The sequence below is a fragment of the Actinoplanes sp. NPDC051388 genome (genome assembly GCF_055586225.1).
This window is the reverse complement of the sequence record NZ_JBVJIP010000007.1, coordinates 14,106-40,988: the sequence shown is the minus strand read 5'-3', so window position 1 is coordinate 40,988 and position 26,883 is coordinate 14,106. Positions and strand designations below refer to the sequence as shown.

Genomic DNA, 26,883 nt, shown 5'->3' with positions numbered 1-26,883 from the left:
CTAGTTGCTCAGATATCGCGGCGGCACGGCGTCGGTCAGCCAGACGCCGTTGCCGCTGCGGTAGAACAGGTGCCCGTCCCGGGACATCGCCGCGGCGTCGACGGTCAGGATCACGACCGGGCCGCCGCGGCGGGCGCCGACCCGCTGGGCGGTGGCCGTGTCCGGGGAGAGATGCACATGGTGCCGGCGGCCGCGATGGAGGCCGGTGGACCGGATCGAGGGCAGGGCGGCGGCGTTCGTGCCGTGGAACAGCTCGTCCGGCGGGGTCAGAGCCGGCAGATCGAGCTCGACCTCGACGGAGTGGCCCTGCTGGGCGCGGATCCGCTCGACGTCGTCCGGCCCGCGCTCGATCGCGAAACGCTGCTTGTCGTTGCCGGCCACGACCTCGTCGAGCCGCGCCCGGCTGACCCGCAGCGCGCCGAGGAGATCGTCGACCGGCACCCAGCCCGCCGGGTCGAGCGTCAGCCCGAACCGCTCGGGGGCGTGCCGCAGCGCCAGGGACATCTTCTTGCTGAGCCGCACCAGGCTCTGCTGATCTTGTCCGCTCATGTCCAGCGAATTCTCGCGCGGACCGGCGGAATCCGTCCAACGACATTCGGCTAGCCGGGCAGTGAGTCGGCGAGCTTGCGCAGTTCCTCGGCCGCGCCGTCGGTCAGCGGGTCTCCATGGCCCGGCAGAATGGTCTTGATCGGCAGGCCGGCCAGCTTGCGCACCGAGGCGGCCGCCTGCGCCTGGTCCGCGGTGTACTGCGGGTCCGACGCGGCCAGGCCGTCCGTGGTGCGCAGCGCATCGCCGGCCACCAGCGTGCCGGTCGCCGGGTCGAAGATCGAGATGTGCCCGGCAGTGTGCCCCGGCGTGCCGATCACCTGCAGGCTGAAGACCTCGTCGCCGTCCGTGACCGGCGTCAGCTCCTTGGCGGAGTTGATCCCGGAGACGTCCGCCTCGCCCGCATATATCTTGCCGTTCACCCGCGGCGCGACCCCCGACAGGCCGCCGGCGTGGTCGCCGTGCTGGTGGGTGAGGATGACGTGCCGCACGGCGTCCCAGCCGCTGCCGGCCGCCTTCAGCCCGGCCTCGATCGCGGTCTCCGAGCCCGCGGTGCCGAGGTCGACGATGGCCGCGTCGCCGCCGCGGATCAGCAGGTAGGCCGACACGAACGAGATGTTCACCCGCTGCCATTGCCCGCTCGCGCCGGCGGCGCTCGACGAGGGCGCGGTCGACGGCAGTGTCGGGGTCTCCGCCGGCGTCTCATCCGCGGAGGTGCAGCCCGTCACGGTGTTGAGCACGGTCACGCCGAGCACGCCGGACCCGGCGGTGATCAGCAGACGGCGACGTGTGATCAGGAAATCTCCCATCAACCGAGTATTGCTCGCCGACCAGTTCGTGGCTCGGGGAATTTCTCGGCCGTCGCAACGCATGGATGCAGGTCACTGTGGCGGGCCGCGGTGAAGTCGAGGAACAGGGGTTGCCTTCCTTTGTGGACTCTCTAGACTCGGGCGCGTGAAGCGTATAGCGGTGGTCCTGGCCCTGATTCTCGCGGGCGCCCTGGTTCCGGCCGGTCCCGCCGCCGCGGCGGCCGACCCGACGTGCACGGTCGCCGTCTCGGGCAACACGTTGACCGGCTCGTGCTCGATGGGCACGCAGGGCACGAGTTTCCGGGTCGTGCTCTATTGCCGCAACGCCCCGGCGATCGGCGACTACTACGCGACCTCGGCCTGGGCGCCGACCACGCAGATGATCACGATGTCGTCGGCCTGCCCCTATGGCGGCGACGCGTGGAACTACTTCACCGAGGTCGCCGGGTCCGCCACGCCGCCGCCGTCCGCGTCGCCGTATTACCACCGCTACGGCTCCTACGGGCGCGGCGAGCAGTGCAACGAGATCGGCGCCTCCGGTGTGGCGGCGCACACCTGGTCCGCGTACTTCTGCCAGGTCGTCCAACCGGCCACCTGGAGCGCGCCGGGCCTCTACCTCCTCTGGGTGACCGACCCGGCCTGACCGCCCCGCCGCCGGCCCTCGGATAGGTCTCCGGGTCGGCGGCCGGCCCGGCGCCGAGCACCTCGGTGGGACGACGAGCGCGGGGGCGGGCAGAAATTGTCGTAGCCCTCCGGCATCATGTGTCGCACCACAACGGGGAGGGTGGCGTGACCGATCTGATCGTGCGCGACGAGACCATGGCCGGCCGCGCCATCGACGAGTGGGTGCTGCCCGGCCTGCCGGAGAGCATCACCGCCCGCGAGCTGGTGCGGCTGCGGGTGCGCGAGGAGGTGGCGCGGTTCAACGCCGCGCCCGTGCGACGCGACACCTTCCGCGGGCTGGTGCGGCCGGTCTCGCCCACGCCGTCCCGGGTGGACTGGGAGGCGCAGGCCGAGGTCGCCTGTGCCGGCTTCGGGCGCAACGCGTTCGTGATGATCGTCGGTGATCGGCAGATCGAGGACCTCGACGAGGTGATCGACCTGACGACCGCCCGGCCGGTGTCGTTCATCCGCCTGATCCCGCTGGTCGGCGGCTGATGTCCGACCTCGCGGCCGAGCTGACCCACGAGATCCTCCGCGACCACACCGACCTGCTGGGTGCGCAGACACCGGCCGTGCGTCGCGACGTGGTGCTGCGGATGCACGACTATTTCACGCGCGAGGACAGTTCCTTCTTCGTCTACGGCCCGGTGTTGCGCCCGGTGGAGGCGATGTCCATCCCGTGGTCCGGTGCCGACCTCGGGTGGGCGCTGCGGCGGCTGCTCGACTACCAGCCGACCATCTCCGACGCGCCCTGGTGGGTGCCCGCGCTGATCGCCGCCGCCCTCGGCCCGGACGGCCTCGGCGAGCACGAGGAGCTGGTGGCCAAGGCGTTCGGGGCTCTGCATCACCAGTGGATCTCGCCGCTGGTGATGACCGACCTGGCCCGCCTGTTCGGCACCGCGCTCAGCCGCCGCCACGGTGGCGTGCCCGCCGACCTGGCGGTGTCGGCGAGTCGCGCCGGCGAGCCACCGGCCGAGCTGGGGAAGCTGCTCGCCGACGCCGAGGTCCAGGCCGTCTTCCGCTTCGCGGCCACGCTGTCCAAGCCCGTGCCGGCCAAGGCCTGGCTGCGCGCCGCCGACGACCTGCTGGCCGCGTCGCCGCCCGCCCGGCGGGCCGTCACCCTGTTCCTCGAGCCCTACCGCTCGGTGCGCGGTCCGGTGCACGACTACACCGACGAGCTGCTGCGTGGCCTCGTCTGGATGCAGTCCCGCACCCCCGGCGCGCAGAGCACGGCACTGCTCTGCGACGTCGCGACCGCGATCGGCATGCCCTGGCAGCGCGGCGGGTCGGCGGTGGTCGCGATGAAGGCGGCGACCGCGGTGGTCGACATTCTGGCCGAGCGCCCCGGCGACGCGCCGGTGCGCGCGCTGGCCCGGCTCAGCATGTCGGTGCGCAGCAAGTCGTTCCTGGCGCGGGTCCGCACGACCCTCGAGCGGCTCGGTGACGAGCGCGGCTGGGCGCCCGGCGAGGCCCTCGAGCTCACCGTGGACGATCACGGGCTCGGCGCCGACGGCCGGCTCGTCCGGCCGCTGCCCGGCGACGACGGCCGGGCGGGCATCGTCGAGATCACCGGCGGCCGGGCCCGGCTGCGGGCGCTCCGTGACGGCGTGGCGTTGCGGGCGGTGCCGCCGGAGTGGAAGGACGAGCTGACCGACGTGCGCGCCACGGTCACCGCGATCAACCGCACGATCGGTGTGGAGCGCGTCCGGCTCGAGGGGCTGATGTCCGAGCAGCGGGTGTGGGCCTGGCCGGTCTGGGCCGAGCGATACTCGGACCATCCGATCACCGGCGACTTCGCGCGGCGGCTGATCTGGCAGGCGTCGCCCGACGGCGAGACCTGGACCGGTGGCCTCCCGGAGCGGGCCGGCGCCGCGTGGACCCTGTCCGGCCTGTCCGATCAGCCCGGCCCCGGTTGGCGGGTCCGGCTCTGGCACCCGGCACTGGCCGGCGCCGCCGAGGTCGCCCACTGGCGCGACGTGGTGGCCGAGAGTGGGTTGCGACAGCCGTTCAAGCAGGCCTACCGCGAGGTCTACCCGCTGACCCCGGCCGAGCTCGAGACCGGCGCCCATTCCAACCGGTTCGCCGCGCACATCCTGCGCTACCGCCAGGCCAACGCGCTGATGCGCGAGCGCGGCTGGGCGGCGAACTATCTGGGCACCTGGAGCAGCGGGCGTCACGGCGAGGCCACCAGGGAGTTCGGGGCGGGCCAGTGGCGGGCCGTCTTCTTCCACGACCGGGTGGAGACCGACGGCGACGTCTACGACACCACCTATTGCGCCACCGACCAGGTGCGGTTCGCGCGGCGCGACGGCCGGGCCTGGGCGGGGGCGCCGCTCGCCGAGGTGCCGCCACTGGTGTTCAGCGAGGCGATGCGTGACGTCGACCTGTTCGTCGGCGTGACCTCGGTCGCGGCGGACGACACCTGGCACGACCGCGGCGAGGACCGCTTCCCGGGATACCGGGAGCGGGTGGTGTTCGGTGACCTGACGCCGAGCGGCGAGCTGCGCCGCGACGTGCTCGGCCGGCTGCTGCCGCGGCTGGCGATCGGGCCGCGATGCGAGGTGCGCGGGCACTTCCTGCGGGTCGAGGGGAGGCTCGGCGCCTACCGCATCCACCTCGGCTCCGGAAACATCCTGATGGAGCCCGATGACGCCTATCTGTGCATCGTGCCCGACCGGCGGCCCGCGGCAAAGGTGCGGCTGCCCTTCGACGACGACGCCCTGCTGTCGGTGATCCTGTCCAAGGCGATCCTGCTGGCCGCCGACGACAAGATCACCGATCCGACGATCAGAGCACAGCTGGGCCGCGGCCGATGGTGATTCCGGCCGATCTCGGCGCCCTGTCCCCGGCGGAGCAGCAGGTCTGGGACGCCTATCCGCGAGGCGCGAGGGTGCACCTGTCCGACACCCCCGCCGTGCGCGCCGAGGTGGTGCGGTCGCTGCTGCTCGGCGCGCAGGAGCGCGAGCCGGGCCAGAGTGCCGCGCTGCGCGTGCACGGCGCGCGCATCACCGGCAAACTCGACCTCTACCAGGCCGATGTGGACAGTGCCCTGGAGATCACCGGCAGCACGTTCGACGAGGTGCCGGAGTTCTGGTTCGCCCGGATGCGCGGCGTCTCCTTCCAGGGCAGCACCCTGCCCGGCCTCGAGGCGTTCGGGGCCGCCGTGCAGGGCACCTTCAATCTGGGACATTGCACGGTCACCGGCGCGGTGGTGATCTATGGCGTCCAGGTCAGCGGCGACCTCGACCTCGACGACGCCCGCCTGGCGGCCGACGGCCGTGCGGTGGGGGTCTTCAACCGGGTGGCCGCGCTCCACGGCGACGCCGCCCAGATCGGCCGCAACGTCTATCTGCAGGGCACCACCATCGACGGCGACGTGGAGCTGACCGGCGCCAAGGTCGGTGGCACGATCCACGGCCGCCGCCAGTTGCGCATCGACGGCGAGTTGCGGCTGCGCCGGGCGGAGGTGACCGGGGACATCACGCTGACCGACGCGACTCTGCGCAACCCCGAGGGCAACGCACTCGATGCGAAGGGCCTGCGCGCGGGCCGGCTGTCCATGCTGGCGGAGACCATCGAGGGCACCGTCGACCTGCGGCAGGCCCGGGTCGAGGTGTTCCGTGACCAGCGGGACCGATGGCCGGCCCGGCTGCGCCTGGACAACTTCCGCTATGCCGCGCTCGAACGGGTCGGCACACCGGACGAGCGGCTGGAGTGGCTCGCCCGCGACCCGGACGGTTACCGCCCACAGCCCTACGAGCATTTGGCCGCGCTCTACCGGCAGGCGGGTGCCGAGGCCGCCGCGCGCACCGTGTCGCTGGCCAAGCAGCGCCGGCGGCGGCAGCGGCTCTCCCCGGCGGGCAAGGCCTGGGGCGTGTTGCAGGACGTCCTGGTGGGTTACGGCTACCGCCCGGCCCTGGCCGCTGTCTGGCTGCTGGCGCTGAGCGTGCTGGGCGCGGTCGTCTTCGCGGTTCACCCGCCGGGCCCGGCGCCGGCCGGCCGCACCTTCCACCCGCTGGTCTACAGCCTGGACGTGCTGATCCCGATCATCGACTTCGGTCAGCAGAAGGACTTCGGCATCGGCGGCCCGGCCGAGTGGCTGGCCTACGTGCTGACCGCGATGGGCTGGATCCTGTTCACCGCCGTGGCCGCCGCGCTGACCCGCATCTTCAACCGCAATTAGGCCGCGACCACGACGAGCATGGCGACGCCGACCAGGGTGTCGATGACCAGGCAGAACTCGGCCAGAGAGCGGGTGACGACCCGGTTCGCCCGGTGGTGATGGACGTCCCAGGCGGCGTGGCCGAGCAGGCCGAGCGCCACCAGCACCGCGCCGAGGGTGCCGCCGGCCAGCACGGTGATCGCCGCCAGGCCGCCGAAGACGACCATGCCGGCCGCCTGCAGCGGAAAGCCGCTCGGTGGCCGGGTGATGCCGCGGACCAGGCCGTAGGCGAGGACCAGCACGGCCGCGCCGAGGAAGATCCAGGTCGGATCGGGCAGGTCCAGCACCTTCGCCACGGTCAGCACGACGAACGTGATGCCGAACAGCGGCCAGGCCGCGGATTTTCGCTCCAGCGCGGCGGCGCCGAGATAGATCAGGCCGGAGAGGGTGAGGACCGGCGCCAGGTCGGCGCCCTCGGCCAGGCCGTAGGCGGTGAGCGCGCCGACCACGATGGCCAGCCAGGTCGGCCAGCGCTTGCCGAGCCAGGTGAGAGTTCGCATGACAACTCCTTGCCTCGAATTGGTACCCCCTAGGGGTATGGGGTATCACTCTCGCAGCCGGGTGCGATCCGCGCAACCCGGATGGGCGTGCCTTTCGATCCACGACGAATGGCATCGCCACCCCCGGGCGTCCTCCCGCAGGATCTGACGCAGTGGCGTTGAGCGGGGGAGGCGACAATGGTCCACAAGGGATTGACCATGGCCATAGTCGTTGCGATGGCGGCGATTGCGGCCGGATGCGACGGCGGTGCGGAGGGGGAGGCGCCGCGGCCGCTCACCGCGGCCGAGCGATCGGTGCTCGACCGGGCCGAGGCGCAACTGACCTCCGACTGCATGCACCGGCTGGGCTTTCCCTATGCGGTGGTCGAGCCGGCCGCCGACCCGCCGGACTTTCCCTACGGCATCGATGACCCGGCGTTCGCCGCGGCGCACGGCTTCGGCGTCGCCTACGCCCAGGAGGCCCTCGACGCGGCCCGGGCGGCGGACGCCAACTTCCAATACGTGCGCGGCCTGCCCGCCGAACGGCAGGAGGCCTTCCAGGCGGCCCTGGACGGCGACCGACGGGACGCGGTCGCCGTGCCCATGCCCGGCGGCAAGACCCTGAAACAGAGCAGCCGGGGGTGTGTCGCCGAGGCTCAGTCCCGGCTCTACGGCGACTTCGCCGGATGGCTGCGCAGCCGGACGCTCGTCGAGGCGCTGCCCGAGGGCTACCTGCCCGAGGTCGCCGCCGACCCCGGCTACCGGTCCGCCCTGCGGGACTGGGCCGGGTGCATGGCCGGCCGCGGCTATCCCGTGCCCGACCCGGACCGGCTCCGGGCACGCGTGACACCCGCGACCAGAGGTGAACCGGGCCCCGCGGAACTGCGCGCCGCGGTCGCCGAGGCCGCCTGCGTCACCCGAACCGGACTGGTCCGTGCCGCTCGTGCCGTCGAGCGGGTCCACGCCGACCAGGCATACGCCGAGAACCGGGAGGTGATCGAGCAATACCAGAGGCTGTCCGTGCACGCGCTCGGCGTGGCGGAGCAGATTGCCGGAGCCGGGCGATGACCGCCACGGCACGGCGCCAACCCACCGAAGGGAAATGCAGCATGTTGTTCAAGACCATGCGTGCCACGCTGGGAGTACTCCTGGTGGCCGGCGCGTTCCTGATCGCCATCGCCCAGCCGGCGGCGGCGGCGAAGCCCGGCCCGTCGGGCATGAGCACGACCGCGGTCGACCGCTCCTGTTCCTCGGGTTACTTCTGCGTCTGGTTCTGGTCCGGCTACAACACGCCGAAGTGGACCGATATCAACAACGACGACGCCTGGTCCAACGGGATGGGCTCCAGCTCGAACGGGGACATCGACAACGACGACATGTCGTGGGCGAACAACGGCACCACCTGTGGCGGCTGTGACCACGTCCGGGTCTACAACGGCAACAGCGGCACCGGCGGCGTGACGCTGTGCGTCCACCGCGGGCAGTGGATCGACTACAACAGCGCCCAGGTCACCCGCAACGCGGCCAACCTGGGATCGTCACACCGCTGGGGCGGCGAGTGCGGAAGCGGGGACCCGCACATCCCGTTCGGCTGATCACCTGACCGGCACTGAACCGGCGTCCCTCACGGCACCGTGGGGGACGCCGGCGCGCGCATCCGCCACGCGTCGGTGACCAGCTCGGTGAGCCGTTCGACCGACACGGCGGGCAGGCGCAGCATCACCAGCGGCAGCCCGTCGTAGCCCGGCGTGGTGAAGAACAGGTCCGGCTCGCCCAGCAGCAACGCCTGCTTCTCGGACTCGTCCCCGACGAACAGCACCGCGACGTCGGTGCGGATCACCCGCGGCTTGCCCGGCAGCCGCTCCGGATATGACCACACGAACCCCTTGCCGGCCACCCGGAAGTCGAACCCGTCGCTGTCGATCTCCACGACGTCGGCCAGGCCCAGCGCGAGCCGCCGCACGTCCTCCGCGTCCGCCATGCCGGTTCAGCCCTGGTACGTGTGGCCGGCGGTGCTGTCGACGTGCCCGGGGATGTCGTCGTGCCGGTCCCCGGTGGTGACCGTGCCGGACGGCTCCAGCATCAGGATCCGCGCGCCGTCCGCCGAGCTGGGCTTGTGCTCGACGCCGCGCGGCACGGTGAACACCGACCCGGCCGGCAGCACCACCTCGCGTTCGCCGGCCGCCTCGCGCAGCCCGATGCGCAGCGTGCCCTCCACCACCAGGAAGAACTCGTCGGTGTGGTCGTGCGTGTGCCAGACGTGCTCGCCCTGCACCTTGGCGACCCGCACGTCGTAGTCGTTGACCGTGGTCACGATGCGCGGGCTCCACAGCTGGTCGAAGCTCGCGAAGACGGCCTCGAGCGAGGTCGGTTCCGGTTTCATGACATGTTCCCCCATCAGACAATCACGTCAGCCGATGATCACGGTCTGCAGTTCGGTGAACATCTCCATCGGATGCGCCCCGCCGACCCGGCCCAGCCCGCTGTCCGAGCCGGCCCGCCCGCCGAACGGCAGGTGGCTCTCCCAGTAGTTGGTGGACTCGTTGATGTTCACCCAGCCGGTGCGGACCGCCTCCGCGAACGCGAGCCCGGCGCCCACGTCGGCGGTGTAGACCGCAGCCAGCAACCCATAACGCGAGGCGTTGGTGAGCTCGATCGCCTCCTCCAGGGAGCCGATCGCGACGATCGGCGCGATCGGCCCGAAGGTCTCCTCGGTGGCCGCGGCGGCGTCCGCCGGCACCCCGGTCAGCACGGTGGCCGGCCAGTAGAGGTCGGTGGCGAAGCCGGTGGCCCGGGTGCCGCCGGTCAGCGCCTTGGCGCCGCGGCGCAGCGCGTCCGCCACGTGCTCGTCCATCTTCGCGGCTACCGCCGCGTTGTTCAGCGGGCCCATCGTGGTGGCGTCGTCGAACGGGTCACCCAGCCGCACCTGCTCGTTGACCGCCCGCGCCAGCCGGTCGGCGAACTCGTCGCGCACCGACTCGTGCACCAGCAGCCGCTCGCCGGCCGTGCAGCTCTGCCCGGCGCACAGGAAGCACGCCATCAGGGCGCCCTCGACGGCTCGGTCCAGGTCGGCGTCGGCCAGCACCACGAGCGGGCCGTTGCCGCCCATCTCGAGCAGCGCCGCCTTGCCGGCCGCGGCGCTCGCCACCAGCCGGCCGGTGGCGGTGGACCCGATGAAGGCCACCGCGTCGGTGCCGGGGTTGCGGGCGATCTCGTCGCCGACCACCGGACCCGGGCCGGTCACCAGGTTGACCACGCCGGGCGGCAGGTCGGCCTCGGCCAGGCAGCCGGCCAGCGCGACGGCGGAGACCGCGGTCGTCGGCGCCGGGGTCCAGACCACCGTGTTGCCGCCGGCCAGCGCCGGCGCGATCAGCTCGGCGGGCATCGTGTACGGCCAGTTCCACGGCGTGATCACCCCGACCACGCCGCGCGGCCGCCGGATCAGCATCGCCCGCTTGCCGGTGCTCGCCGAGTTGGGCAGCAGCCCGCCCAGCCGCTTGCCGTCCTCGGCCGCCATCCGCCAATAGACGACCAGCTCGTCCACCTCGTCATAGGCCTCCGCACGCAGCGGTTTGCCCTGGTCCAGGGTGAGCGTGCGGGCCAGCTCGTCGCGCCGGGCCTCGATCACGCCGGCCACCCGGTGCAGCGCCGCGGCCCGATCGAACGCGGACAGCCGCGCCCAGCCCGGGGCGGCCCGCCGGGCGGCCTCGATCGCCGCCAGCGCGTCCCCGCGGTCGCCGGCGGGAACCGAGCCGATCTCGTCGCCGGTGGCCGGGCTGGTCGCCGTGGTGGTGGCGCCGGAGCGGGCGTCGGTCCAGCCGCCGTCCACGAACATCTGATGCCGCATCGGATCACTTTAGGCTGCGATGTGGCGGGTGTTGGTAACCGCCATCACACGTACCTCGTCCTCGGTGAACCCGGCGGCGAGCAGCCGGTCGGCGAACAGCGCGAGGCCGTCCTCGACCGGCGGGTTGAAGGGCTGGCCCAGGTCGCTGGAGAGGATCGAGTGCTCCGGGCCGGCCGCGCGGATGTTCGCGAACAGGTCCGCCCAGGCGACCTTGCCGGTGTGTGGCGTGGTGAAGCAGCGTTCCAGCAGCGCGCCCAGGCCGGCGAGCCGGCACTGGACGTCGACCGGGAGGCGCTGGGAGGTGAACTCCGGGTGGGTGACCACGATGCGGCGTACGCCCTCGGCGCGCGCGGCCCGCACCACCGCCACGATCTCCGCGGCCGCGAGATGCCCGGTGGCCAGCACCATGTCGTGCCGCGCCACCACCCGCAGCACCCGCCGCACGTCGTCGCGCACCCGGCCGGCGTCGTCCAGCACCTCGACGACGTCCGGCACGATGCCCTGCGCGTGCAGATCGGCCTGCAGCGCGCCCCACATCGCCGGCTTCGCGCCGGGCAGGTCGCCGGCCGTGCTGGTGCGCTGGTTGCGGGAGTCCACGGTGGGCATCCAGACGATCCGGGCGCCCAGCCGCCCGGCGATCTCGACGGCCGCCGGGTTCATGCCGCCCATCGAGCCGTTCAGGGTGATCGCGCCGAGCACGTCGACGCCGGGCACGGCCGCGCGGACCACCGCCGCGCGCTCGGCCGTCGTCACGTAGTGCGACTTCAGCACGAAGCCGGCCAGTCCGACCTCCGCGCACCGCCGGGCGAGGCTCAGGTCGTCGATGCGCCGCTCCATGACGTCCGGCGCGACGTGCACATGCGTGTCATAGGCACCGGCGACCAGTGACCGGGCGGCAGCGGACGGCACCACGGACCTAATCCCGAACCTCGATGGCCGCCGCCGGACAGACCGCCGCGGCATTGAGCACGCCCTCGCGCTCGGCCTCGCCGGGGGAGGGGTCGAGCAGGATGACGACGCCGTCCTCGTCGTTCTGGTCGAAGACCTCCGGCGCCAGCATCACGCACTGACCGGCGCCGCAGCACTTCTCCTGGTCCACGCTGATCCGCATGTGCCGTCCCGTCACCACTCGACCGGGAGCTCGCGCAGCCCGCCGACGATCAGACCCTCCTTGCGCCGCAGCTCGCCGGCGCCGACGGCGAGCCGCAGCCCGGGCAGCCGGTCGAGCAGCACCTCGAGCGTGGTCTGCAGCTCCACCCGGGCGAGCGCCTGGCCGAGGCAGGAGTGCGGCCCGGCGCCGAAGGCCAGATGCGGGTTGGGCCGGCGGTCCAGCACCATCGAGCCCGCGTCGTCGAACGCCCCGCCGTCGCGGTTGGCGGCGGCGATGCTGGTGATCACCGTGCTGCCGGCCGGGATCGGGCGCCCGCCGACGGTCGTCTCCTCGGAGATGTAGCGCGGGATGCCGAAGCCGGGGTTGGCGTCGAAGCGCAGCGACTCCTCGACCGCCGCCGGGATCAGCGCCCGCTCGGCCCGCAGCCGCTCCCAGCGGCCACGATCGCTGAGCAGCAGGCCGACCATCTTGCCGATCATGTTGGCGGTGGTCTCGTGCCCGGCGACCAGCAGCCCCTGCGCGGTGGCCACCAGCTCCGCCTCGCTCAGCCGCCCGTCCTGCGCGTCGACCACCGCGGCGAGCTCGCTGAGCAGGTCGTCGCCCGGCTTCTCGCGCTTGGTCTGCACGTGCGTGGCCATGAACACGTGGAACTCGCGCGCCGCCCGGTCCAGTTCGGCCTGCGGGTAGCGGGTCAGGTTGAGCATCGTGTCGGACCAGTAGGAGAACTTGTCGCGGTGGTCCGGGGAGATGCCGAGCAGTTCGCAGATCACGAGGACCGGCAGCGGGAAGCCGACCGCGGCGTTCAGGTCGCCCGGCGCGCCACCGGCCACCAGGTCGTCGACCAGCCCGCCGGCGATCTCGGCGATCCGCGGCCGCAACGCGTTCACCCGTTTCGCGGTGAACGAGCGGCTCATCAGCCGCCGCCACCGCAGATGGCCCTCGCCGCTGGTCATGTCGCCCACGGCGCCGGCTTCGTTGAAGACGCCGCCGCTCTCCGACCGCGCGATCTTCGCCGCATCCGGCCGATCGAGGCGGTGCGTGAACCGGGGGTCGGCGAGCAGTCCCTTCACGTCGTCGTAACGCGTCACCAGCAGGGCCTCGTCGCCGCTGGCCAGCCGGATCCGGGCGACCGGGCACCCGTCGCGCAGCTCGGCCCACTCGGGCGGCGGGTCGAGCGCGGCGGGTGGCGTGAACGGGTAGTCCCGCACCGCCTCGGTGGCGGTGCTCTCGTCGCCGGGCATGAGTCCTCCACAGTGGTCGGTCCCTCGAACGTAGGACGGTGACCGGCGGAGCACAATATGGCGGACCTAGGTCAAACTCGCGCTCGGCTGCGGCCGGAGACGGCCAGGTCGGCGGGCAGCGCCGCGCGGCCGAAGAGGTAACCCTGGCCGTATCCGTAGCCGAGGCGCCGCAGGTGCTCGGCCTGGTCGGGATCCTCGATGCCCTCGGCCACCGCGTCCGCGCCGAGGCCGTCGATGATGCCGATCAGGCCGGCCACGATCGCGCTGTCCCGGCCGCCCTCGCCCAGCGCCGCGACGAAGCTCCGGTCGACCTTGACGACGTCCACCGGGCAGTCGCGCAGCAGCCCCAGCGAGGACTGCCCGGTGCCGAAGTCGTCCAGCGCGACCCGGACCCCCAGGGCGTGCACCGCCCACAGGTTGTCCAGCGCGGCGCCGCCACCGATGACCGCGCTCTCGGTCACCTCGATGGTGAGCCGGGTGGGCGCCAGTCCGGTCCCGGCCAGGATCGCGGCCACCGTGTCCACGAAGCCCGGCTCGGCCAGCTGGCGGGGCGACACGTTCACGCTGACCCGGCCCGGCGCGGCCGCGCCGAGCTCGCCGTCCCAGCGCACGACCTGGGCGCACGCCTCGCGCATCACCCAGGCGCCGAGTTCCACGATCAGGCCGGTGCCCTCGGCGACCGGGATGAACCCGTCCGGGCCGATCGTGCCGAACGACGGATGCTGCCAGCGGACCAGCGCCTCGACCGCGGCCAGGCGCTCGTCGGCGAGGTGGACGATCGGCTGGTAGTACACCCGGAAGTCGCCGGCGTCCAGGGCCGTCCGCAGGGCCGCGCCGATCCGGGCCTGCTCGTCAGCCCGCTCGTCGAGGGCGGCGTGGTAGCGCACCGCGGTGCCGGCGCCGGTCTGGCGCGCGGCGTGCGCCGCCACGTCGGCGCGGCGCAGCAGCTCGGCGGGTTCGGTGACGTCTCCGGCATCGGCGATCCCGATGCTCGCCTGCACCAGCAGCTCGCGCCCGGCGGCCGCGATGGGCCGGCTGAGCAGCCGCCGGATCGGGTCCGCCGCGTCGCCGATCGTGGTCTCGCCCGACGGATGCAACAGCAGGGCGAACTCGTCGCCGCCGACCCGGGTCAGCGCGCCGTCCGGGCCCAGCGGCCGCAGCCGGTCGGCCACCGCGGCCAGCAGCGTGTCGCCGGCCGCCCGGCCGTAGCGGTCGTTGACCTCGTGGAAGTTGTCCAGGTCGATCAGCACCAGACAGGCCGGCCGGCGCGGATCGGTGAGGTCGGCGGCAAGTCGCTGCTCCAGGGCCCGGCGGTTGCCCAGACCGGTCACCTCGTCGCGCAGCGCCATGCCGGCCAGCTGTTCGGTCTGCCGCCGCAGCTGCCCGACCAGACCGGTGAAGCGCGCCAGCGAGAGCACGCAGAGGACCGCCCCGCCGATCGACGCGGCCGCCCAGTCGACGTCGCCCTCGCCGGTGACGCCCTGGACGAGCAGCACGCCCGGGGTGATCAGCATGGTGACGCCCAGCGCCAGCAGCCGCGGGCGGGAACCGAGCCGCACCGGGCCGGGCTCGCCCAGCCGCCGCATCGACGGATGCCACGCGGCGGTCGCCCACAGCACGTAGGACAGCAGCCAGCCCTCGTCGACGATCCCGCCGTCGTAGGAGAAGAAGCTGGTCAGCACGCTGAACGCGACGTCCGACGCGAGCAGCAGCAGCACGGCGGTGGCCAGGTAGCGATAGCTCGCGGTGCGCGTGCCGCCGGTCGCGACCAGCCAGGAAAGCATCGCCAGCAGCAGGATGTCGGCCACCGGGTAGCCGGTGGACACCACCCGGTCGAGCATCGCGGTCTCGCCGTCGGTGGCGATCGGCCGGATCAGGAAGGTCCAGGAGAGCACACCCAGGCCGGTCGCCACGATGCCCGCGTCCAGGGCGCCGGCCAGGTCGAAGCCGCGGCCCCGGGACCGCACCACCAGAGCCAGACCAATCAAGATCATCGGGTACGAGGCCAGGTAGAACACGTCCGCGATCGAGGGGAAGGGGCTCTGGTGCAGCACCAGGTCGTAGATGGTGTAGATGACGTCGCCGACCACCCAGGAGGCCTGGCCACCCGCCATCCACCACCACGGACCAGGCCGGGCCGGCCGCCGGCGCCGCACGCCGAGCACCATCATCACCGTGGCGGCGATCCCGACGCAGTGATAGACGACGGCGCTCGCGATCGAGCCGGCCGGGAGCAGCAGATAGCCGCCCAGCACCACCGCGACCGCGATCGGCCAGCCAAGCCGCTGCATACTCTTCACCGGTTCACGATCGCCCAGGCCGGGAGCAGGGACGGGTTCAGCTCGGGTGCCGCGACGTTGCGCCGGTGAGGTGGTCGAGGGGCATCGGGCCGCGGGTCTTGACGGTGCGGATCGCGAACGTGCTGCGGGACTCCACCACTGACGGGATGACCAGGATCTCGTCCAGCAGAATCCGCTCGTAGGCCGCGAGCGACGGCGCCGCCACCTCGACCAGGAAGTCCGCGTTCCCCGAGATGATGTGGCAGGCCACCACCGACGGGATCGCGGTCAGCGCCGCCTCGATCCGGCCCGACGTCTCGTGCGAGTGCCCGGAGACCTTGAGCTCGATGAACACCGTGAGGTCGAGCCCGAGGCGGGCCCGGTCGAGTTCGGCGCGGTAGCCCGCGATCACCCCGGACTGCTCCAGCGCCCGCAGCCGGCGCAGGCACGCGGACGGCGAGAGGGAGACGGCGGCGGCGAGATCGATGTTCGCGAGCCGGCCGTCGGCCTGCAGCCGGTCGAGAATCGCGCGATCGGTGGAATCCATCACCACATCCTAGTTTCACCGCACGAAGTTGCGTCATGAACTCTCTGCACGCTCACCTTTGCCATCGCGTGCGGCGCCGACTTCGCGATGATTGCGTCATGCCCATCACCACCGCCCGCGGCGTCGCCCTCTATGTCGGCGCGCTGCTCGGACCAGGCCTGCTGGTCCTGCCCGGCCTGGCCGCCGCCGAGGCCGGCCCGGCGTCCATCCTGGCCTGGATCGGCCTGCTGTTCCTCTCCGGCCTGGTCGCCGCCGTGTTCGCGGTCCTCGGCGTCAAGCGGCCGTCGGCCGGCGGCGTCGCCGGGTACGCCCGGCTCGGCCTCGGCGAGCGCGCCGGCCGGGCGGTCGGCTGGTGCTTCCTGGCCGGGATCATCACCGGTGCCCCGATCGTCTGCTACCTGGGCGCCGGATACCTGGCCCAGCTGCTCGGCGCCGGCCGCACGCTCACCGCGGTGGCCGGCGGCGTGCTGCTGCTGATCGTCCTCGCGGTCACGCTGCGCGGGGTGCGCACCTCGACCGCCATGCAGCTCGGCCTGGTCGCGGTGTTGCTGGTGGTGGTCGTGGTGGCGATCGGCGGCGCGCTGCCGGCCGCCGACGCGCGCAACTGGACGCCGTTCGCCCCGCACGGCTGGGCCGCGATCGGCTCGGCGTCGACCGTCCTGATGATGTCGTTCGTCGGCTGGGAGGCGATCGCGCCGCTGACCGACCGCTTCGCCGACCCGCGACGGCAGCTGCCCCGGGTGATCGGCACCGCGTTCGCCATCACCGCCGTCATCTATCTCGCGCTGGCCGGGGTGACCGTGGCCGCGCTCGGCAGCGGCGCCGGCACCGAGGTCCCGATGGCCGCGCTGCTCACTCTCGGGCTCGGCCCGGCCGGCCCGGCGGTGGCCGCCGCGAGCGCACTGGTGCTCACCCTGAGCACGGTGAACGCCTACCTGACCGGCGGCGCGGCCCTGGCCCGGTCGCTGCGCGGCCGGCCGGGCGCCAAGTTCCCGCGCTGGTTCCTGCTGGCCATCACCGGTTCGTCCGCGGTGATCCTCGCCCTGGTCGGCGCCGGCCGGCTCTCGGTCGGCGGCGCGCTCACCGTCTCGACGTCGTTCTTCCTGATCGTCTATCTCGGCTGCATGATCTCGGCGTGGCGGGTGCTGGGCGGCGTGCCGCGCGCGATCTCGCTGGTCGCGGCCGTCGCGGTGGTCGTCGTGCTGGCCTTCGGCGGCCCGGCGATCCTGCCGGCCGCGCTCGTCGTCGTGGTGGCGGCGCTGGTCAGAACATCGCCGGGCGCGGCGGATGCGGCGGATCCGGATCCCGGGCCATCGGTTCGGCCTCGAACACCGGCCGGCCGTGGCGGTCCGCGAAGTCCCGCCCGGACGAGCTGATCGGGGTGGTCGAGGGTCAGGGCAGGATGGCGTCGACGTAGCCGCCGTCGACCCGGAGCGCGCCGCCGGTCGTGGCCGAGGCCAGTGGCGACGACAGGTAGACGACCATGTGGGCGATCTCCGGCGGCTCGATCAGGCGTTGCAGCAGCGACTGCGGGCGGTGCCTGCGCATGAACTCGCGCTGGGCCTCGTCCCACGGCAGGTCGTCGCCGACCAGCTCGCGGACGAAGGTTTCGACGCCCTCGGTGTGGGTCGGGCCGGCGATCACGCTGTTCACCGTGACGCCCGAGCCGGCCGCCTCCTTGGCGAAGCCGCGGGAGACGGCGAGCAGCGCGGTCTTCGACATGCCGTAGTGGATCATCTCGGCCGGGGTGACCACCGCCGAGTCGCTGGCGATGTACTGGATCCGGCCCCAGCCCCGCTCGCGCATGCCCGGCAGATAGGCCCGGGTGAGCCGGATCGCGGCCAGCACGTTGACCTCGAAGTACCGCCGCCAGTCGTCGTCGGTGATCTCCATGGCCGGCTGCGCGCCGAAGATGCCCAGGTTGTTGATCAGGATGTCCACGTCGCATAGCTAGTCATCGTGCCCCAGAACGGCGGCGGTGACTCACGGTCGCCGCGGGCGGTTGCCCAGGGCGACCGTGAGCGGCCCGCCTAGGGCACGTGCACCGGCGCGATGTCGGGCGCGCCCAGCCGGGCCGCGTCCGCCGTCGCGTCGTCCGGCTGCTCCTGCGACGCGCGTTCCGCTTCGACCCGCAGCCGGTAGTGCTCCACCTCCCGCTCGATCTGGTCGTCGGTCCAGCCCAGCACGCCGCCGATCAGCTTCGCCGCGTCCGGCGCCGCACCCACGCCCCGGTCGAAGGTCTCGATCGAGATCCGGGTGCGGCGGGTGAGCACGTCCTCCAGGTGCCGGGCGCCCTCGTTGGCCGCCGCATAGACGAACTCCGCCCGCAGGTAGTCGTCGGCGCCGTCCACCGGGTGGCCGAGCGCCGGATCCTGCTTGATCAGCTCGAGCACCTCGTCGATCAGCGTGCCGTACCGCTGCAGCAAGTGCTCGATGCGTTCCACGTGCAGGCCGGAGTCGCGGGCCAGCACGGCACGCCGGTTCCAGAACGCCGGGTAGCCCTCGGCCCCGAGCAGCGGAACCCGCTCGGTGCAGGACTTCGGCACCGCCCGGTCGAGCGCGTGCACGCAGGCGTCCACGGCGTCGCGGGCCATCACCCGGTACGTCGTGTACTTCCCGCCCGCCACCACGACCAGCCCCGGCACCGGGCTGGCGACGGTGTGCTCCCGGGACAACTTCGAGGTGGACTCCGACTCGCCGCTCAACAGTGGCCGCAGTCCCGCGTAGACCCCCTGCACGTCGCCGCGGGACAGCGGCATGACCAGCACCTTGTTGACCTCTTCGAGCAGATAGTCGATGTCCGTGCTGGACGCGGCCGGATGCGCCTTGTCCAGCGCCCAGTCGGTGTCCGTGGTGCCGACGATCCAGTGCCGGCCCCACGGGATGACGAAGAGCACGCTCTTCTCGGTGCGCAGGATCAGCCCGGTGGACGACTGGATGCGATCCCGCGGGACGACCAGGTGGATGCCCTTCGAGGCGCGCACGTGGAACTGGCCGCGCTCGCCGACCAGCGCCTGCGTGTCGTCCGTCCACACGCCGGTCGCGTTGATTACCTGCTTCGCGCGTACCTCGAAGGTCTGGTCGTGTTCGAGGTCCTGGATCTTGACGCCGGTGACCCGGCCGCCTTCCCGGAGGAACTCGGTGACCCGCGTGCGGGAGACCACGTGGGCGCCGTAGGACGCGGCGGTGCGGGCCAGGAACATCGTGTGCCGGGCGTCGTCGAGCTGCGCGTCGTAGTACTGCAACGCGCCGATCAGCGACTCCTTGCGCAGCGCCGGGCAGACCCGCAGCGCGCCGCGGCGGGTCAGGTGCCGGTGCCGCGGCAGGCTGTGCGACCAGGCCATGGTGTCGTAGAGCGTGACTCCGGCCCCGGCGTAGAGGCGCTCCCAGCCTCGGTGCTGCAGCGGATAGAGGAACCGGACCGGCCGGGCGAGGTGCGGGGCGAGCACCGAGAGGATCAGGCCCCGTTCCCGCAACGCCTCCTTGACCAGCGCGAAGTCGAGCATCTCCAGGTAGCGCAGCCCGCCGTGGATCAGCTTGCTGGACCGGCTGGAGGTGCCGGACGCGAGGTCGCGTGCCTCGACCAGGCCGACGGACAGGCCGCGGGTGGCCGCGTCGAGCGCGCAGCCCGCGCCGACCACCCCGCCGCCGATGACGAGTACGTCGACCTCATCGGCGGCGAGCGCGGCCAGGGCGCCGTCCCGGTAGCTGGGGGACAGAGCCGTCATGTCAGTCCACGTCCACCCAGTCGAGGGTGCGTTCGACGGCTTTCTTCCACCGCCCGTAGCCTTCCTCGCGCTGCTCCGAAGACCACTCCGGCTGCCAGCGCTGCGACTCGTTCCAGTTCTCCCGCAACTCGTCGGTGTTCTTCCAGAAGCCGACCGCCAGACCCGCGGCATAGGCGGCGCCGAGCGCGGTGGTCTCGGCCACCACCGGCCGGCTGACCGGCACCCCGAGCACGTCCGCCTGGATCTGCATGGCCAGGTTGTTCACCGTGATGCCGCCGTCGACCTTGAGGATGTCCAGCGTGACGCCGGAGTCCTTGGCCATCGCGTCGACCACGTCGCGGCTCTGGTAGCAGATCGCCTCGAGGGTGGCCCGGGCGATGTGCGCGTCGGTGTTGAAGCGGGACAGGCCGACGATCGCGCCGCGCGCGTCCGACCGCCAGTACGGCGCGAACAGCCCGGAGAACGCCGGCACGAAGTACACGCCGCCGTTGTCCGGCACCGACCGGGCCAGCGTCTCGCTCTCCGCGGCGTTGTTGATGATGTGCAACTGGTCGCGCAGCCACTGCACCGCCGAGCCGGTGACCGCGATGGAGCCCTCCAGCGCGTAGACCGGCGCCGCGTCACCGAACTTGTAGCAGACGGTGGTGAGCAGGCCGTTCTCCGAGCGGACCAGCTCGGTGCCGGTGTTCAGCAGCATGAAGTTGCCGGTGCCGTAGGTGTTCTTGGCCTCGCCCGGCGCGAAGCAGACCTGGCCGAACATGGCCGCCTGCTGGTCGCCGAGGTCGCCGGTCAGCGGCACGGTGCCGCCGAGCGGGCCCGCGTTGCCGTACGTGTTCGGGTCCGACGACGGCCGGATCTCCGGCAGCATCGAGCGCGGGATGTTGAAGAACCCGAGCAGTTCGTCGTCCCAGTCCAGGGTCTCGAGGTTCATCAGCATGGTGCGGCTGGCGTTGGTGACGTCGGTGAGGTGGTTGCCACCGTTCACGCCGCCGGTCAGGTTCCAGATCAGCCAGGTGTCCGTGTTGCCGAAGATCGCGTCGCCGCGCTCCGCCGCCTCGCGTACCCCGTCGACGTTCTCCAGGATCCATTGCACCTTGCCGCCGGAGAAGTACGTGGCCGGCGGCAGCCCGGCCTTGCGCCGGATGACCTGGCCGCGGTCGTCGCGGTCCAGCGCCGAGGCGATCCGGTCGGTGCGGGTGTCCTGCCAGACGATCGCGTTGTAATAGGGCCGGCCGGTCCTGCGGTCCCACACCACGGCCGTCTCGCGCTGGTTGGTGATGCCCAGCGCGGCCAGGTCGGAGGGCTGCAGGTTGGCCTTGCCCATGGCGGTGCTGATCACCGTCTGGGTGCGGTCCCAGATCTCGTTCGGGTTGTGCTCGACCCAGCCGGCCTGCGGCAGGATCTGCTCGTGCTCCAGCTGATGCCGGGCCACCTCGTTGCCGCCGTGATCGAAGATCATGAATCGGGTGCTGGTGGTGCCCTGGTCAACTGCTCCGACGAAGTCAGCCACGGTTCGCCTCCACGCGATCGGTGTCCGGGAGCTCTCCCGGCTCCTGCGGCGCCGCCGACGGCAGGAACCGCCCGATCAGCACCTGGTACAGCCCAGCGCCGGCCAAACCGCCGACGATGGGTCCCACGATGGGAATCCAGAAGTACAGATAACCCGTCTGATCTCGGAACGCGCCACCGTATCCGGTGAAGAAACTCGCCAGGCGGGGTCCGAAGTCACGCGCGGGGTTGATCGCATAGCCGGCGTCCGTGCCCCAGGCCATGCCGATGCCGACCACGAGCAGGCCGATCACGAACGGCGCCAGGTTGGCCGCCGGGGGAGTGCCGGCCGCGTCCGTGATGGCCAGGATCAGGAACAGCAGGATCGCGGTGCCGATCACCTGGTCGCGGAACGCGCCCCACTCGCCGACCGGCAAAGTCCCGTTGCCGGGCAGGGTGGAGAAGACGCCCTGCGTCTTGATCGTGAGACCGGGGTCCGCGGCGTGCAGAACCTCGGTGTAGTTCCAGCGGACCAGCAGCGCGGCGACGAAGGCGCCGAGCGTCTGGGCCAGCGAGTAGGGCAGGACCTTGCGCCATTCGAAGCCCTTGAAGACCGCCAGCGCGATGGTCACCGCGGGGTTGAGGTGTGCTCCGCTGATCCGCCCGGCGACGTAGATGCCGAGCATGACGCCCAGCCCCCACGACCAGGCGATGCTGTCGTGGTCGCCGATGCCGCCACCGGCCACCTGGGCGACCACGCCCACTCCGAACAAGATCAGAATCATGGTCCCGGCGAACTCGGCCGCGAGTTCGCCGACCAGGCCGGGAATTTTCGCTCGTGCTGCCATGTGCCCTCCCTGGGGTGCGATGTGACGGACGCTAGGGAGGCGGTAAGGAGCGGGCAATGACCGGCGTTCGACATTGCCGAACCTCAGCAGGTACCCAGCATGTAGCAAGAGGAATACAGTCCGAAACATGCCTGGAACGGTTCAGTCGATTGAGCGGGCCGCAGCCATCCTGCGGCTGCTCGCCGGTGGGCCGCGCTGGCTGGCTCTGGGCGAGATCTCGCACTCGCTCGATCTCGCAAAAGGCACAACCCATGGCATTCTGCGTACGCTGATCCATGTCGGATTCGTGGAGCAGGACCGGGTATCCGGTCGTTACCAGCTCGGTGCCGCATTGCTGCACCTGGGCACCAGCTACCTCGACGTCAACGATCTGCGGTCGCGGTCGATCAACTGGGCCGACCCGCTGGCGGCGCGCACCGGCGAGGCGGTCCGGATCGGCACCGTGCTCGAGGGCCGGGTGCTCGTCGTGCACCACGTCTTCCGCCCCGACGACACCTTCCAGACGCTGGACAGCGGCACGCTGCTGCCGCTGCACGCCACCGCGCTGGGCAAGGTGCTGCTCGCCTACCGCGCGGGTGGCTCGGCGCCGGCCGACGAGCTCGAGGTCTACACCCGCCGCACGGTGACCACCGCGAAGGAACTGGGCGCCGTGCTCGAGGGCGTCCGCGAGGTCGGGTGGGCCGACGAGATCGAGGAGCTCACCCTGGGCCAGGCCGCGGTGGCCGCGCCGATCCGGGGGTACGGCGGCCTGGTGGTCGGCGCGATCGGCGTCTCCGGACAGGTCGATCGCATCTGTGACAGCCACTACCGCCCGCACCGGCACCTGGTCGCCTATGTCCGGGACGCCGCGCGTGCGGTCTCGCGTGATCTGGAGGCCTCCTGGTGACTGAGCGCTACGTAGTCGCGATCGATCAGGGCACCACCTCGACGCGGTGCATCGTGTTCGACCGTCGCGGCCAACTCGTCTCCCTGGCCCAGCAGGAGCACAAGCAGCACTTCCCGAAGCCCGGCTGGGTCGAGCACGACGCGATGGAGATCTGGCGCAACCTGGAACGGCTCGCCCCGCGGGTGCTGAGCCGGGCCGGCATCCGGCTCGACCAGGTCGCCGCGGTCGGCATCGCCAACCAGCGCGAGACGACGGTGATCTGGGACAAGGCCACCGGCGTGCCGATCGGGCGGGCCCTGGTCTGGCAGGACACCCGCACCGACGGGCTGGTGCAGCGGATGGCCGCCCGGCCCGGCGCCGCCGCGCTCGAGAAGCGCTGCGGGCTGCCGCTGGCCACGTACTTCTCCGCGCCGCGCCTGCGCTGGATGCTCGACCACACGCCCGGCCTGCAGGACCGCGCCGAACGGGGCGAGGTGCTGTTCGGCACGATGGAGACCTGGCTGATCTGGAACCTGACCGGCGGGCTGCACGTCACCGACGTGACCAACGCCAGCCGCACGATGCTGATGGACGTGCGCACGCTGGACTGGTCGGCGGACGCGCTGGCCTTCTTCGGCATCCCGCGGGCCATGCTGCCCGAGGTGCGGCCGTCGATCGGGGTCTTCGGCAAGGCCGCGTCGGCCTTCCCCGGCGTACGCATCGGCGCGGCGCTCGGCGATCAGCAGGCGGCGTTGTTCGGGCAGACCTGCTTCACCCCGGGCGAGGCCAAGTGCACGTACGGCACCGGCAGTTTCCTGCTGCTGAACACCGGAACCGAACTGGTGCGCTCCAGCCACGGGCTGCTGAGCACGGTGGCCTACCAGATCGCCGGGCAGCCCGCGGCCTATGCCTTGGAGGGGTCGATCGCGATCACCGGGTCGCTGGTGCAGTGGTTCCGCGACCAGTTGGAGCTGATCGCCAGCGCGCCGGAGATCGAGACGCTCGCCCGCACGGTCGCGGACAACGGCGGGTGCTACATCGTCCCGGCGTTCTCCGGGCTCTACGCCCCGCACTGGCGCAGCGAGGCGCGCGGCGTGATCGTGGGGCTGACCTCGTACATCACGAAGGGTCACCTGGCCCGGGCGGTGCTGGAGGCGACCGCCTGGCAGACCCGCGAGGTGGTGGACGCGATGAACGCCGACTCCGGCCTGACCCTGAAGACCCTCAAGGTGGACGGCGGGATGACCGCGGACAACCTGCTGATGCAGACCATCGCCGACGTGCTGGACGTGCCGGTGGTCCGGCCGATGGCGGCCGAGACGGTGTCGCTGGGCGCGGCCTACGCCGCCGGGCTGGCCGTCGGCCACTGGCCCGATCTGGAGGATCTGCGGCACAACTGGCACCGTGCGGGCCAGTGGCTGCCGGCCATGGAGTCGTCGGTCCGGGATGCCGAGTACGCCAACTGGAAGCGCGCGGTCGAGCGCACCTTCGACTGGATCAAGCCGAGCTAGCCCACCGCGGCCGCGGGTCCCCGGATTAAGATCTCGCCCGTGGGGTGGGAGGCGCTCGGGCAGTGGGGTGACGACGTCGCGCGGGTCGCACCGCTCGCCGGCGGGGTCGCCAACGACGTGTGGCGTGTGCGCCTCGGCGGGCGCCTCGCGGTCGGTCGCCTCGGCCGCCGCAGCGACGCCGATCTCGCCTGGGGGACGGCGCTCATGCGGCATCTCGACCGGGCCGGCCTGATCGTGCCGGCGCCGATCCCGACCGCGGACGGCCGGCTGTTCGCCGACGGTCTGGTGGTGATGACCTATCTGGGGGGCGGACCGCCGGAGACGCCGGACGACTGGCGTCGCGTGGCCGAAACGCTGCGCGAGGTGCATCGGCTGACGCGGGACTGGCCGCAGCGTCCGGGCTGGCGGTCGTCGACCGACCTGCTGCACGCCGAGACCGGCACGAAGGTCGACCTCGGCGCGATGCCAGCGGAAGGCGTCGCCCGCTGCCGGGCGGCGTGGGCCCGGCTGACCGGACGGCCGACCTGCGTCGTGCACGGCAACCCGAACAACCCCGGCAACATCCGGATGACCGCTGACCGGGTGGCGCTGATCGATTGGGACGAGTCGCACGTCGACGTGCCCGACCTCGACCTCGTGCTGCCGGGCAACGCGGCCGGCCTCGACGACGCCGCGCACGACGTCGCCGCGCAGGCGTCGGCCGCCTGGGAGGCCGCCGTCTGCTGGGACGACGACCACGCGGTCGAGCGGCTCGCCCAGGTCCGGGCGTTCTGAGCTCGCGCCTCCGGGCGTCAGCCGACCGGCCGACCGGCCATGACCGCGGTGTTACGCGACGTCGGCGATGGCTCGGGCGTGCACCGGCGGCTCCGTGGTCTCCGGCAGCGGGGCCGCGCCGGCGCCGGCGATCGGGCGCGGGCGTCGCGGCTGCGACCGGCCGGTGCTGCCACCGCGGCCCGGGTGGATGAACAGACCGCGGGCCGGGTCGGGCACCGCGTCGAGCGCCGCGGTGACCACCGGCAGCGCGCGGAACGCCGCCCAGCGCTCGTCCGAGGCGAAGCCGATCTCGAAGAGCACACCCCAGCTGTGCGTGTGCCACTGCCATTCGTACGCGCCGTGCGTGACCGCCGCTTCGGTCAGCGCGGCACCGATGCCGTCCCGCCAGGCCCGCGCGGAGCCGGCGGGTCCGTCCAGGACCTCGATCGACCACCAGTGCAGTTCCATGCACAGACTGTAGGCGGTGAATTCAAATCACGGGTACGCGGTCGAAAAGCGCAGGTGAACCGGTTCCTGTGCATTGCTTGACAGCTCAAGTGGCATGCGAAGGCGATCGAATCTGAACGATTCCAGGCTGGCAGCCGTACTGCCGGGCGCTCCCCCCGCCCTCAGCAGAAGGAGTCGCGATGGCTGCGACCGGAATCGATACCTCGATCCTGCACAAAGGTGCGCACAGCGCGTCCTACTTCGACCTTTCCCGCAGCATGGGCGAGGGTGCCGAGATCGTGGACTTCTGCATCCCCTGCAACCCGTACTTTCCCACCCCGGAAATGTTCGACGAGCTGTCCAGGGATCTGAAGAACATCCTCAAGTACTACCCGAGCGACTCGCAGACCATCACCAACAAGCTGGCCAGCGTCCTCGGGCTGCACCCGCAGACGGTCGCCATGGCGAACGGCTCCACCGAGCTGATCACCTGGATCGACCACCTGATGATCAAGGAGTCGCTGGCGATCCCGATCCCGACCTTCGGGCGGTGGACCGACCAGCCGCTGGAGACCGGCAAGCGGGTCGACATGTTCCCGCTGCAGGAGCGCGACGGCTTCCGGCTCAACCTCGAGGACTACGTCCGGTTCATCCGGGACCGCGGCTCGCGGGTCGCCGTGATCTGCAACGTGAACAACCCGGACGGTTGCTACCTGCCGCGCCGCGACGTGATCCGGTTCATGGACGCGCTCGGCGACCTGGATCTGGTGGTCATCGACGAGTCGTTCATCGACTTCTCCGACGCCGAGCAATATCCGTCGGTCGGACCGGACGCGGTGATCCGGCCCAACACGGTGGTGCTCAAGAGCCTGGGCAAGAACTTCGGCCTGCACGGCATCCGGTTCGGCTATCTGATGGCCAACCCGCAGATCGCCGGGCGCATCGGCAAGGCGCTGCCGAAGTGGAACCTGAACTCGCTGGCCGAGAAGGTCGTCTACATGATCCAGGAGCACGACGACGAGTACGAGGACAGCCTGCGCCTGCTCAGCCGCGACCGCCGCCTGATGGCCGGCGAGCTCCAGCGCATCCCCGGCCTGACCGTCTTCCCGTCCCAGGGCAACTTCATCCTGGTCAAGTTGCCGACCGAGTGGTCCGGCGTGGCCCTGCGCGACTACCTGGTCGCCAACCACGGCGTCTACACCCGCGAGTGCGGCAACAAGCTGGGCATGACCAGCCAGTTCATGCGCCTCGTGGTGCGCCCGGCGCGGGACGTCGACCGGCTGATCGACGGCATGGTCGACTACGGCAACCAGTTCCGTGCCCGGCCCGCCTACGAGGAGGTGCGGCCGCCCTATCAGGAGGACCCGCTGGACACCCGCCGCTCCTGGAACGACGGCACCCCGGACAACCTGATCCAGTACCCGTCGCACCGCACCCGCGATTCCCGTGACTACACCGCGCGCCGGGCGGTCAACGGCTAGGGGTGAGCAGCGGGTGAC

The 26,883-nt window shown here is 71.9% G+C and carries 27 protein-coding genes; 11 read left to right on the top strand and 16 right to left on the bottom strand.

Translation table 11 applies throughout. The features are described 5' to 3' along the window. Together ACZ6TI_RS18900 and ACZ6TI_RS18895 are read right to left on the bottom strand one after the other, a co-directional pair. The gene (locus ACZ6TI_RS18900) at positions 1-549 is read right to left on the bottom strand and encodes an RNA 2'-phosphotransferase (protein ID WP_465346374.1); all 549 of its coding nucleotides are present in this window, start codon (positions 547-549) and stop codon (positions 1-3) included. 50 nt (positions 550-599) lie between these two features. Then, positions 600-1,355 (bottom strand): MBL fold metallo-hydrolase, encoded by a 756-nt coding sequence (locus tag ACZ6TI_RS18895; RefSeq protein ID WP_465346373.1) that lies wholly within the window; start codon positions 1,353-1,355, stop codon positions 600-602. 145 nt (positions 1,356-1,500) lie between these two features. Between ACZ6TI_RS18895 and ACZ6TI_RS18890 the strand changes: the two genes are divergently transcribed. The 4 genes from ACZ6TI_RS18890 to ACZ6TI_RS18875 all read left to right on the top strand — a co-directional run bounded on the left by ACZ6TI_RS18890 (position 1,501) and on the right by ACZ6TI_RS18875 (position 6,201). Further along, complete coding sequence (locus ACZ6TI_RS18890) at positions 1,501-1,998, top strand: hypothetical protein (RefSeq protein ID WP_465346372.1); 498 nt, start codon at positions 1,501-1,503, stop codon at positions 1,996-1,998. A 146-nt stretch (positions 1,999-2,144) separates the two neighbouring features. Beyond that, positions 2,145-2,513 carry a hypothetical protein gene (locus ACZ6TI_RS18885; protein WP_465346371.1) on the top strand — a complete coding sequence of 123 codons (369 nt, stop codon included), beginning with the start codon at positions 2,145-2,147 and terminating at the stop codon, positions 2,511-2,513. Further along, positions 2,513-4,837, top strand: a complete 2,325-nt coding sequence (locus ACZ6TI_RS18880; RefSeq protein WP_465346370.1) for a DUF4132 domain-containing protein — start codon at positions 2,513-2,515, stop codon at positions 4,835-4,837. Before ACZ6TI_RS18885 ends, ACZ6TI_RS18880 begins: the two co-directional genes overlap by 1 nt. After that, a complete protein-coding gene (locus tag ACZ6TI_RS18875; protein WP_465346369.1) occupies positions 4,831-6,201 on the top strand; it encodes a hypothetical protein in 1,371 nt (456 codons plus the stop codon). The genes ACZ6TI_RS18880 and ACZ6TI_RS18875 overlap by 7 nt, the downstream gene beginning before the upstream one ends. On the opposite strand, the gene ACZ6TI_RS18870 is transcribed toward ACZ6TI_RS18875, so the two are convergent. Continuing rightward, complete coding sequence (locus ACZ6TI_RS18870; protein ID WP_465346368.1) at positions 6,198-6,740, bottom strand: hypothetical protein; 543 nt, start codon at positions 6,738-6,740, stop codon at positions 6,198-6,200. The genes ACZ6TI_RS18875 and ACZ6TI_RS18870 overlap by 4 nt on opposite strands. A 198-nt stretch (positions 6,741-6,938) precedes the next feature. On the opposite strand from ACZ6TI_RS18870, the gene ACZ6TI_RS18865 reads away from it, so the two are divergent. Both ACZ6TI_RS18865 and ACZ6TI_RS18860 read left to right on the top strand, forming a co-directional pair. Next, the gene (locus ACZ6TI_RS18865) at positions 6,939-7,787 is read left to right on the top strand and encodes a hypothetical protein (RefSeq protein ID WP_465346367.1); all 849 of its coding nucleotides are present in this window, start codon (positions 6,939-6,941) and stop codon (positions 7,785-7,787) included. A 41-nt stretch (positions 7,788-7,828) separates the two neighbouring features. Continuing rightward, a complete protein-coding gene (locus ACZ6TI_RS18860; RefSeq protein ID WP_465346366.1) occupies positions 7,829-8,314 on the top strand; it encodes a hypothetical protein in 486 nt (161 codons plus the stop codon). Between the two features lie 29 nt (positions 8,315-8,343). Here the strand turns inward: ACZ6TI_RS18860 and ACZ6TI_RS18855 are convergent, their stop codons facing one another. The 8 genes from ACZ6TI_RS18855 to ACZ6TI_RS18820 form a co-directional block, all read right to left on the bottom strand. After that, a complete protein-coding gene (locus ACZ6TI_RS18855; RefSeq protein ID WP_465346365.1) occupies positions 8,344-8,700 on the bottom strand; it encodes an MmcQ/YjbR family DNA-binding protein in 357 nt (118 codons plus the stop codon). Positions 8,701-8,706: 6 nt separating this feature from the next. Further along, the gene (locus tag ACZ6TI_RS18850; protein ID WP_465346364.1) at positions 8,707-9,102 is read right to left on the bottom strand and encodes a cupin domain-containing protein; all 396 of its coding nucleotides are present in this window, start codon (positions 9,100-9,102) and stop codon (positions 8,707-8,709) included. Between the two features lie 27 nt (positions 9,103-9,129). Continuing rightward, complete coding sequence (locus ACZ6TI_RS18845; RefSeq protein WP_465346363.1) at positions 9,130-10,566, bottom strand: aldehyde dehydrogenase family protein; 1,437 nt, start codon at positions 10,564-10,566, stop codon at positions 9,130-9,132. Positions 10,567-10,575: 9 nt separating this feature from the next. Beyond that, positions 10,576-11,478: a DUF6282 family protein gene (locus tag ACZ6TI_RS18840; protein ID WP_465346362.1), complete on the bottom strand. Its 903-nt coding sequence runs from the start codon at positions 11,476-11,478 to the stop codon at positions 10,576-10,578. 4 nt (positions 11,479-11,482) lie between these two features. Beyond that, positions 11,483-11,677 (bottom strand): ferredoxin, encoded by a 195-nt coding sequence (locus ACZ6TI_RS18835; RefSeq protein ID WP_465346361.1) that lies wholly within the window; start codon positions 11,675-11,677, stop codon positions 11,483-11,485. A gap of 11 nt (positions 11,678-11,688) precedes the next feature. Then, positions 11,689-12,918, bottom strand: a complete 1,230-nt coding sequence (locus ACZ6TI_RS18830; RefSeq protein ID WP_465346360.1) for a cytochrome P450 — start codon at positions 12,916-12,918, stop codon at positions 11,689-11,691. A 71-nt stretch (positions 12,919-12,989) separates the two neighbouring features. Further along, the gene (locus ACZ6TI_RS18825) at positions 12,990-15,209 is read right to left on the bottom strand and encodes a putative bifunctional diguanylate cyclase/phosphodiesterase (protein WP_465346720.1); all 2,220 of its coding nucleotides are present in this window, start codon (positions 15,207-15,209) and stop codon (positions 12,990-12,992) included. Positions 15,210-15,255: 46 nt separating this feature from the next. Then, entirely contained in the window at positions 15,256-15,744 is a 489-nt protein-coding gene (locus ACZ6TI_RS18820; RefSeq protein ID WP_465346359.1) for an Lrp/AsnC family transcriptional regulator, read from the bottom strand. 98 nt (positions 15,745-15,842) lie between these two features. Between ACZ6TI_RS18820 and ACZ6TI_RS18815 the strand changes: the two genes are divergently transcribed. Next, on the top strand, positions 15,843-17,120 hold the full coding sequence (locus tag ACZ6TI_RS18815) for an APC family permease (RefSeq protein ID WP_465346358.1): 1,278 nt from the start codon (positions 15,843-15,845) through the stop codon (positions 17,118-17,120). A gap of 16 nt (positions 17,121-17,136) precedes the next feature. Here ACZ6TI_RS18815 and ACZ6TI_RS18810 read toward each other — a convergent pair whose 3' ends face one another. The 4 genes from ACZ6TI_RS18810 to ACZ6TI_RS18795 all read right to left on the bottom strand — a co-directional run bounded on the left by ACZ6TI_RS18810 (position 17,137) and on the right by ACZ6TI_RS18795 (position 21,808). Further along, positions 17,137-17,685: an SDR family NAD(P)-dependent oxidoreductase gene (locus ACZ6TI_RS18810; RefSeq protein ID WP_465346357.1), complete on the bottom strand. Its 549-nt coding sequence runs from the start codon at positions 17,683-17,685 to the stop codon at positions 17,137-17,139. An 89-nt stretch (positions 17,686-17,774) separates the two neighbouring features. Continuing rightward, positions 17,775-19,472, bottom strand: a complete 1,698-nt coding sequence (locus ACZ6TI_RS18805) for a glycerol-3-phosphate dehydrogenase/oxidase (RefSeq protein WP_465346356.1) — start codon at positions 19,470-19,472, stop codon at positions 17,775-17,777. Between the two features lies 1 nt (position 19,473). Next, entirely contained in the window at positions 19,474-20,982 is a 1,509-nt protein-coding gene (glpK, locus tag ACZ6TI_RS18800; RefSeq protein WP_465346355.1) for a glycerol kinase GlpK, read from the bottom strand. Continuing rightward, positions 20,975-21,808 (bottom strand): MIP/aquaporin family protein, encoded by an 834-nt coding sequence (locus tag ACZ6TI_RS18795; protein WP_465346354.1) that lies wholly within the window; start codon positions 21,806-21,808, stop codon positions 20,975-20,977. Before ACZ6TI_RS18795 ends, glpK (ACZ6TI_RS18800) begins: the two co-directional genes overlap by 8 nt. A gap of 127 nt (positions 21,809-21,935) precedes the next feature. Between ACZ6TI_RS18795 and ACZ6TI_RS18790 the strand changes: the two genes are divergently transcribed. Genes ACZ6TI_RS18790 through ACZ6TI_RS18780 form a run of 3 tightly spaced genes read left to right on the top strand, consistent with a single transcriptional unit; the run spans position 21,936 to position 24,958 of the window. Beyond that, positions 21,936-22,694 carry an IclR family transcriptional regulator gene (locus ACZ6TI_RS18790; protein ID WP_465346353.1) on the top strand — a complete coding sequence of 253 codons (759 nt, stop codon included), beginning with the start codon at positions 21,936-21,938 and terminating at the stop codon, positions 22,692-22,694. Further along, positions 22,691-24,184, top strand: a complete 1,494-nt coding sequence (gene glpK / locus ACZ6TI_RS18785; protein WP_465346352.1) for a glycerol kinase GlpK — start codon at positions 22,691-22,693, stop codon at positions 24,182-24,184. Before ACZ6TI_RS18790 ends, glpK (ACZ6TI_RS18785) begins: the two co-directional genes overlap by 4 nt. A 39-nt stretch (positions 24,185-24,223) precedes the next feature. Then, positions 24,224-24,958: a phosphotransferase enzyme family protein gene (locus ACZ6TI_RS18780; protein WP_465346351.1), complete on the top strand. Its 735-nt coding sequence runs from the start codon at positions 24,224-24,226 to the stop codon at positions 24,956-24,958. 51 nt (positions 24,959-25,009) lie between these two features. On the opposite strand, the gene ACZ6TI_RS18775 is transcribed toward ACZ6TI_RS18780, so the two are convergent. Next, entirely contained in the window at positions 25,010-25,405 is a 396-nt protein-coding gene (locus ACZ6TI_RS18775) for a hypothetical protein (protein ID WP_465346350.1), read from the bottom strand. 179 nt (positions 25,406-25,584) lie between these two features. On the opposite strand from ACZ6TI_RS18775, the gene ACZ6TI_RS18770 reads away from it, so the two are divergent. Further along, entirely contained in the window at positions 25,585-26,865 is a 1,281-nt protein-coding gene (locus ACZ6TI_RS18770) for a pyridoxal phosphate-dependent aminotransferase (RefSeq protein WP_465346349.1), read from the top strand. The last annotated feature ends 18 nt before the right edge of the window (positions 26,866-26,883 follow it).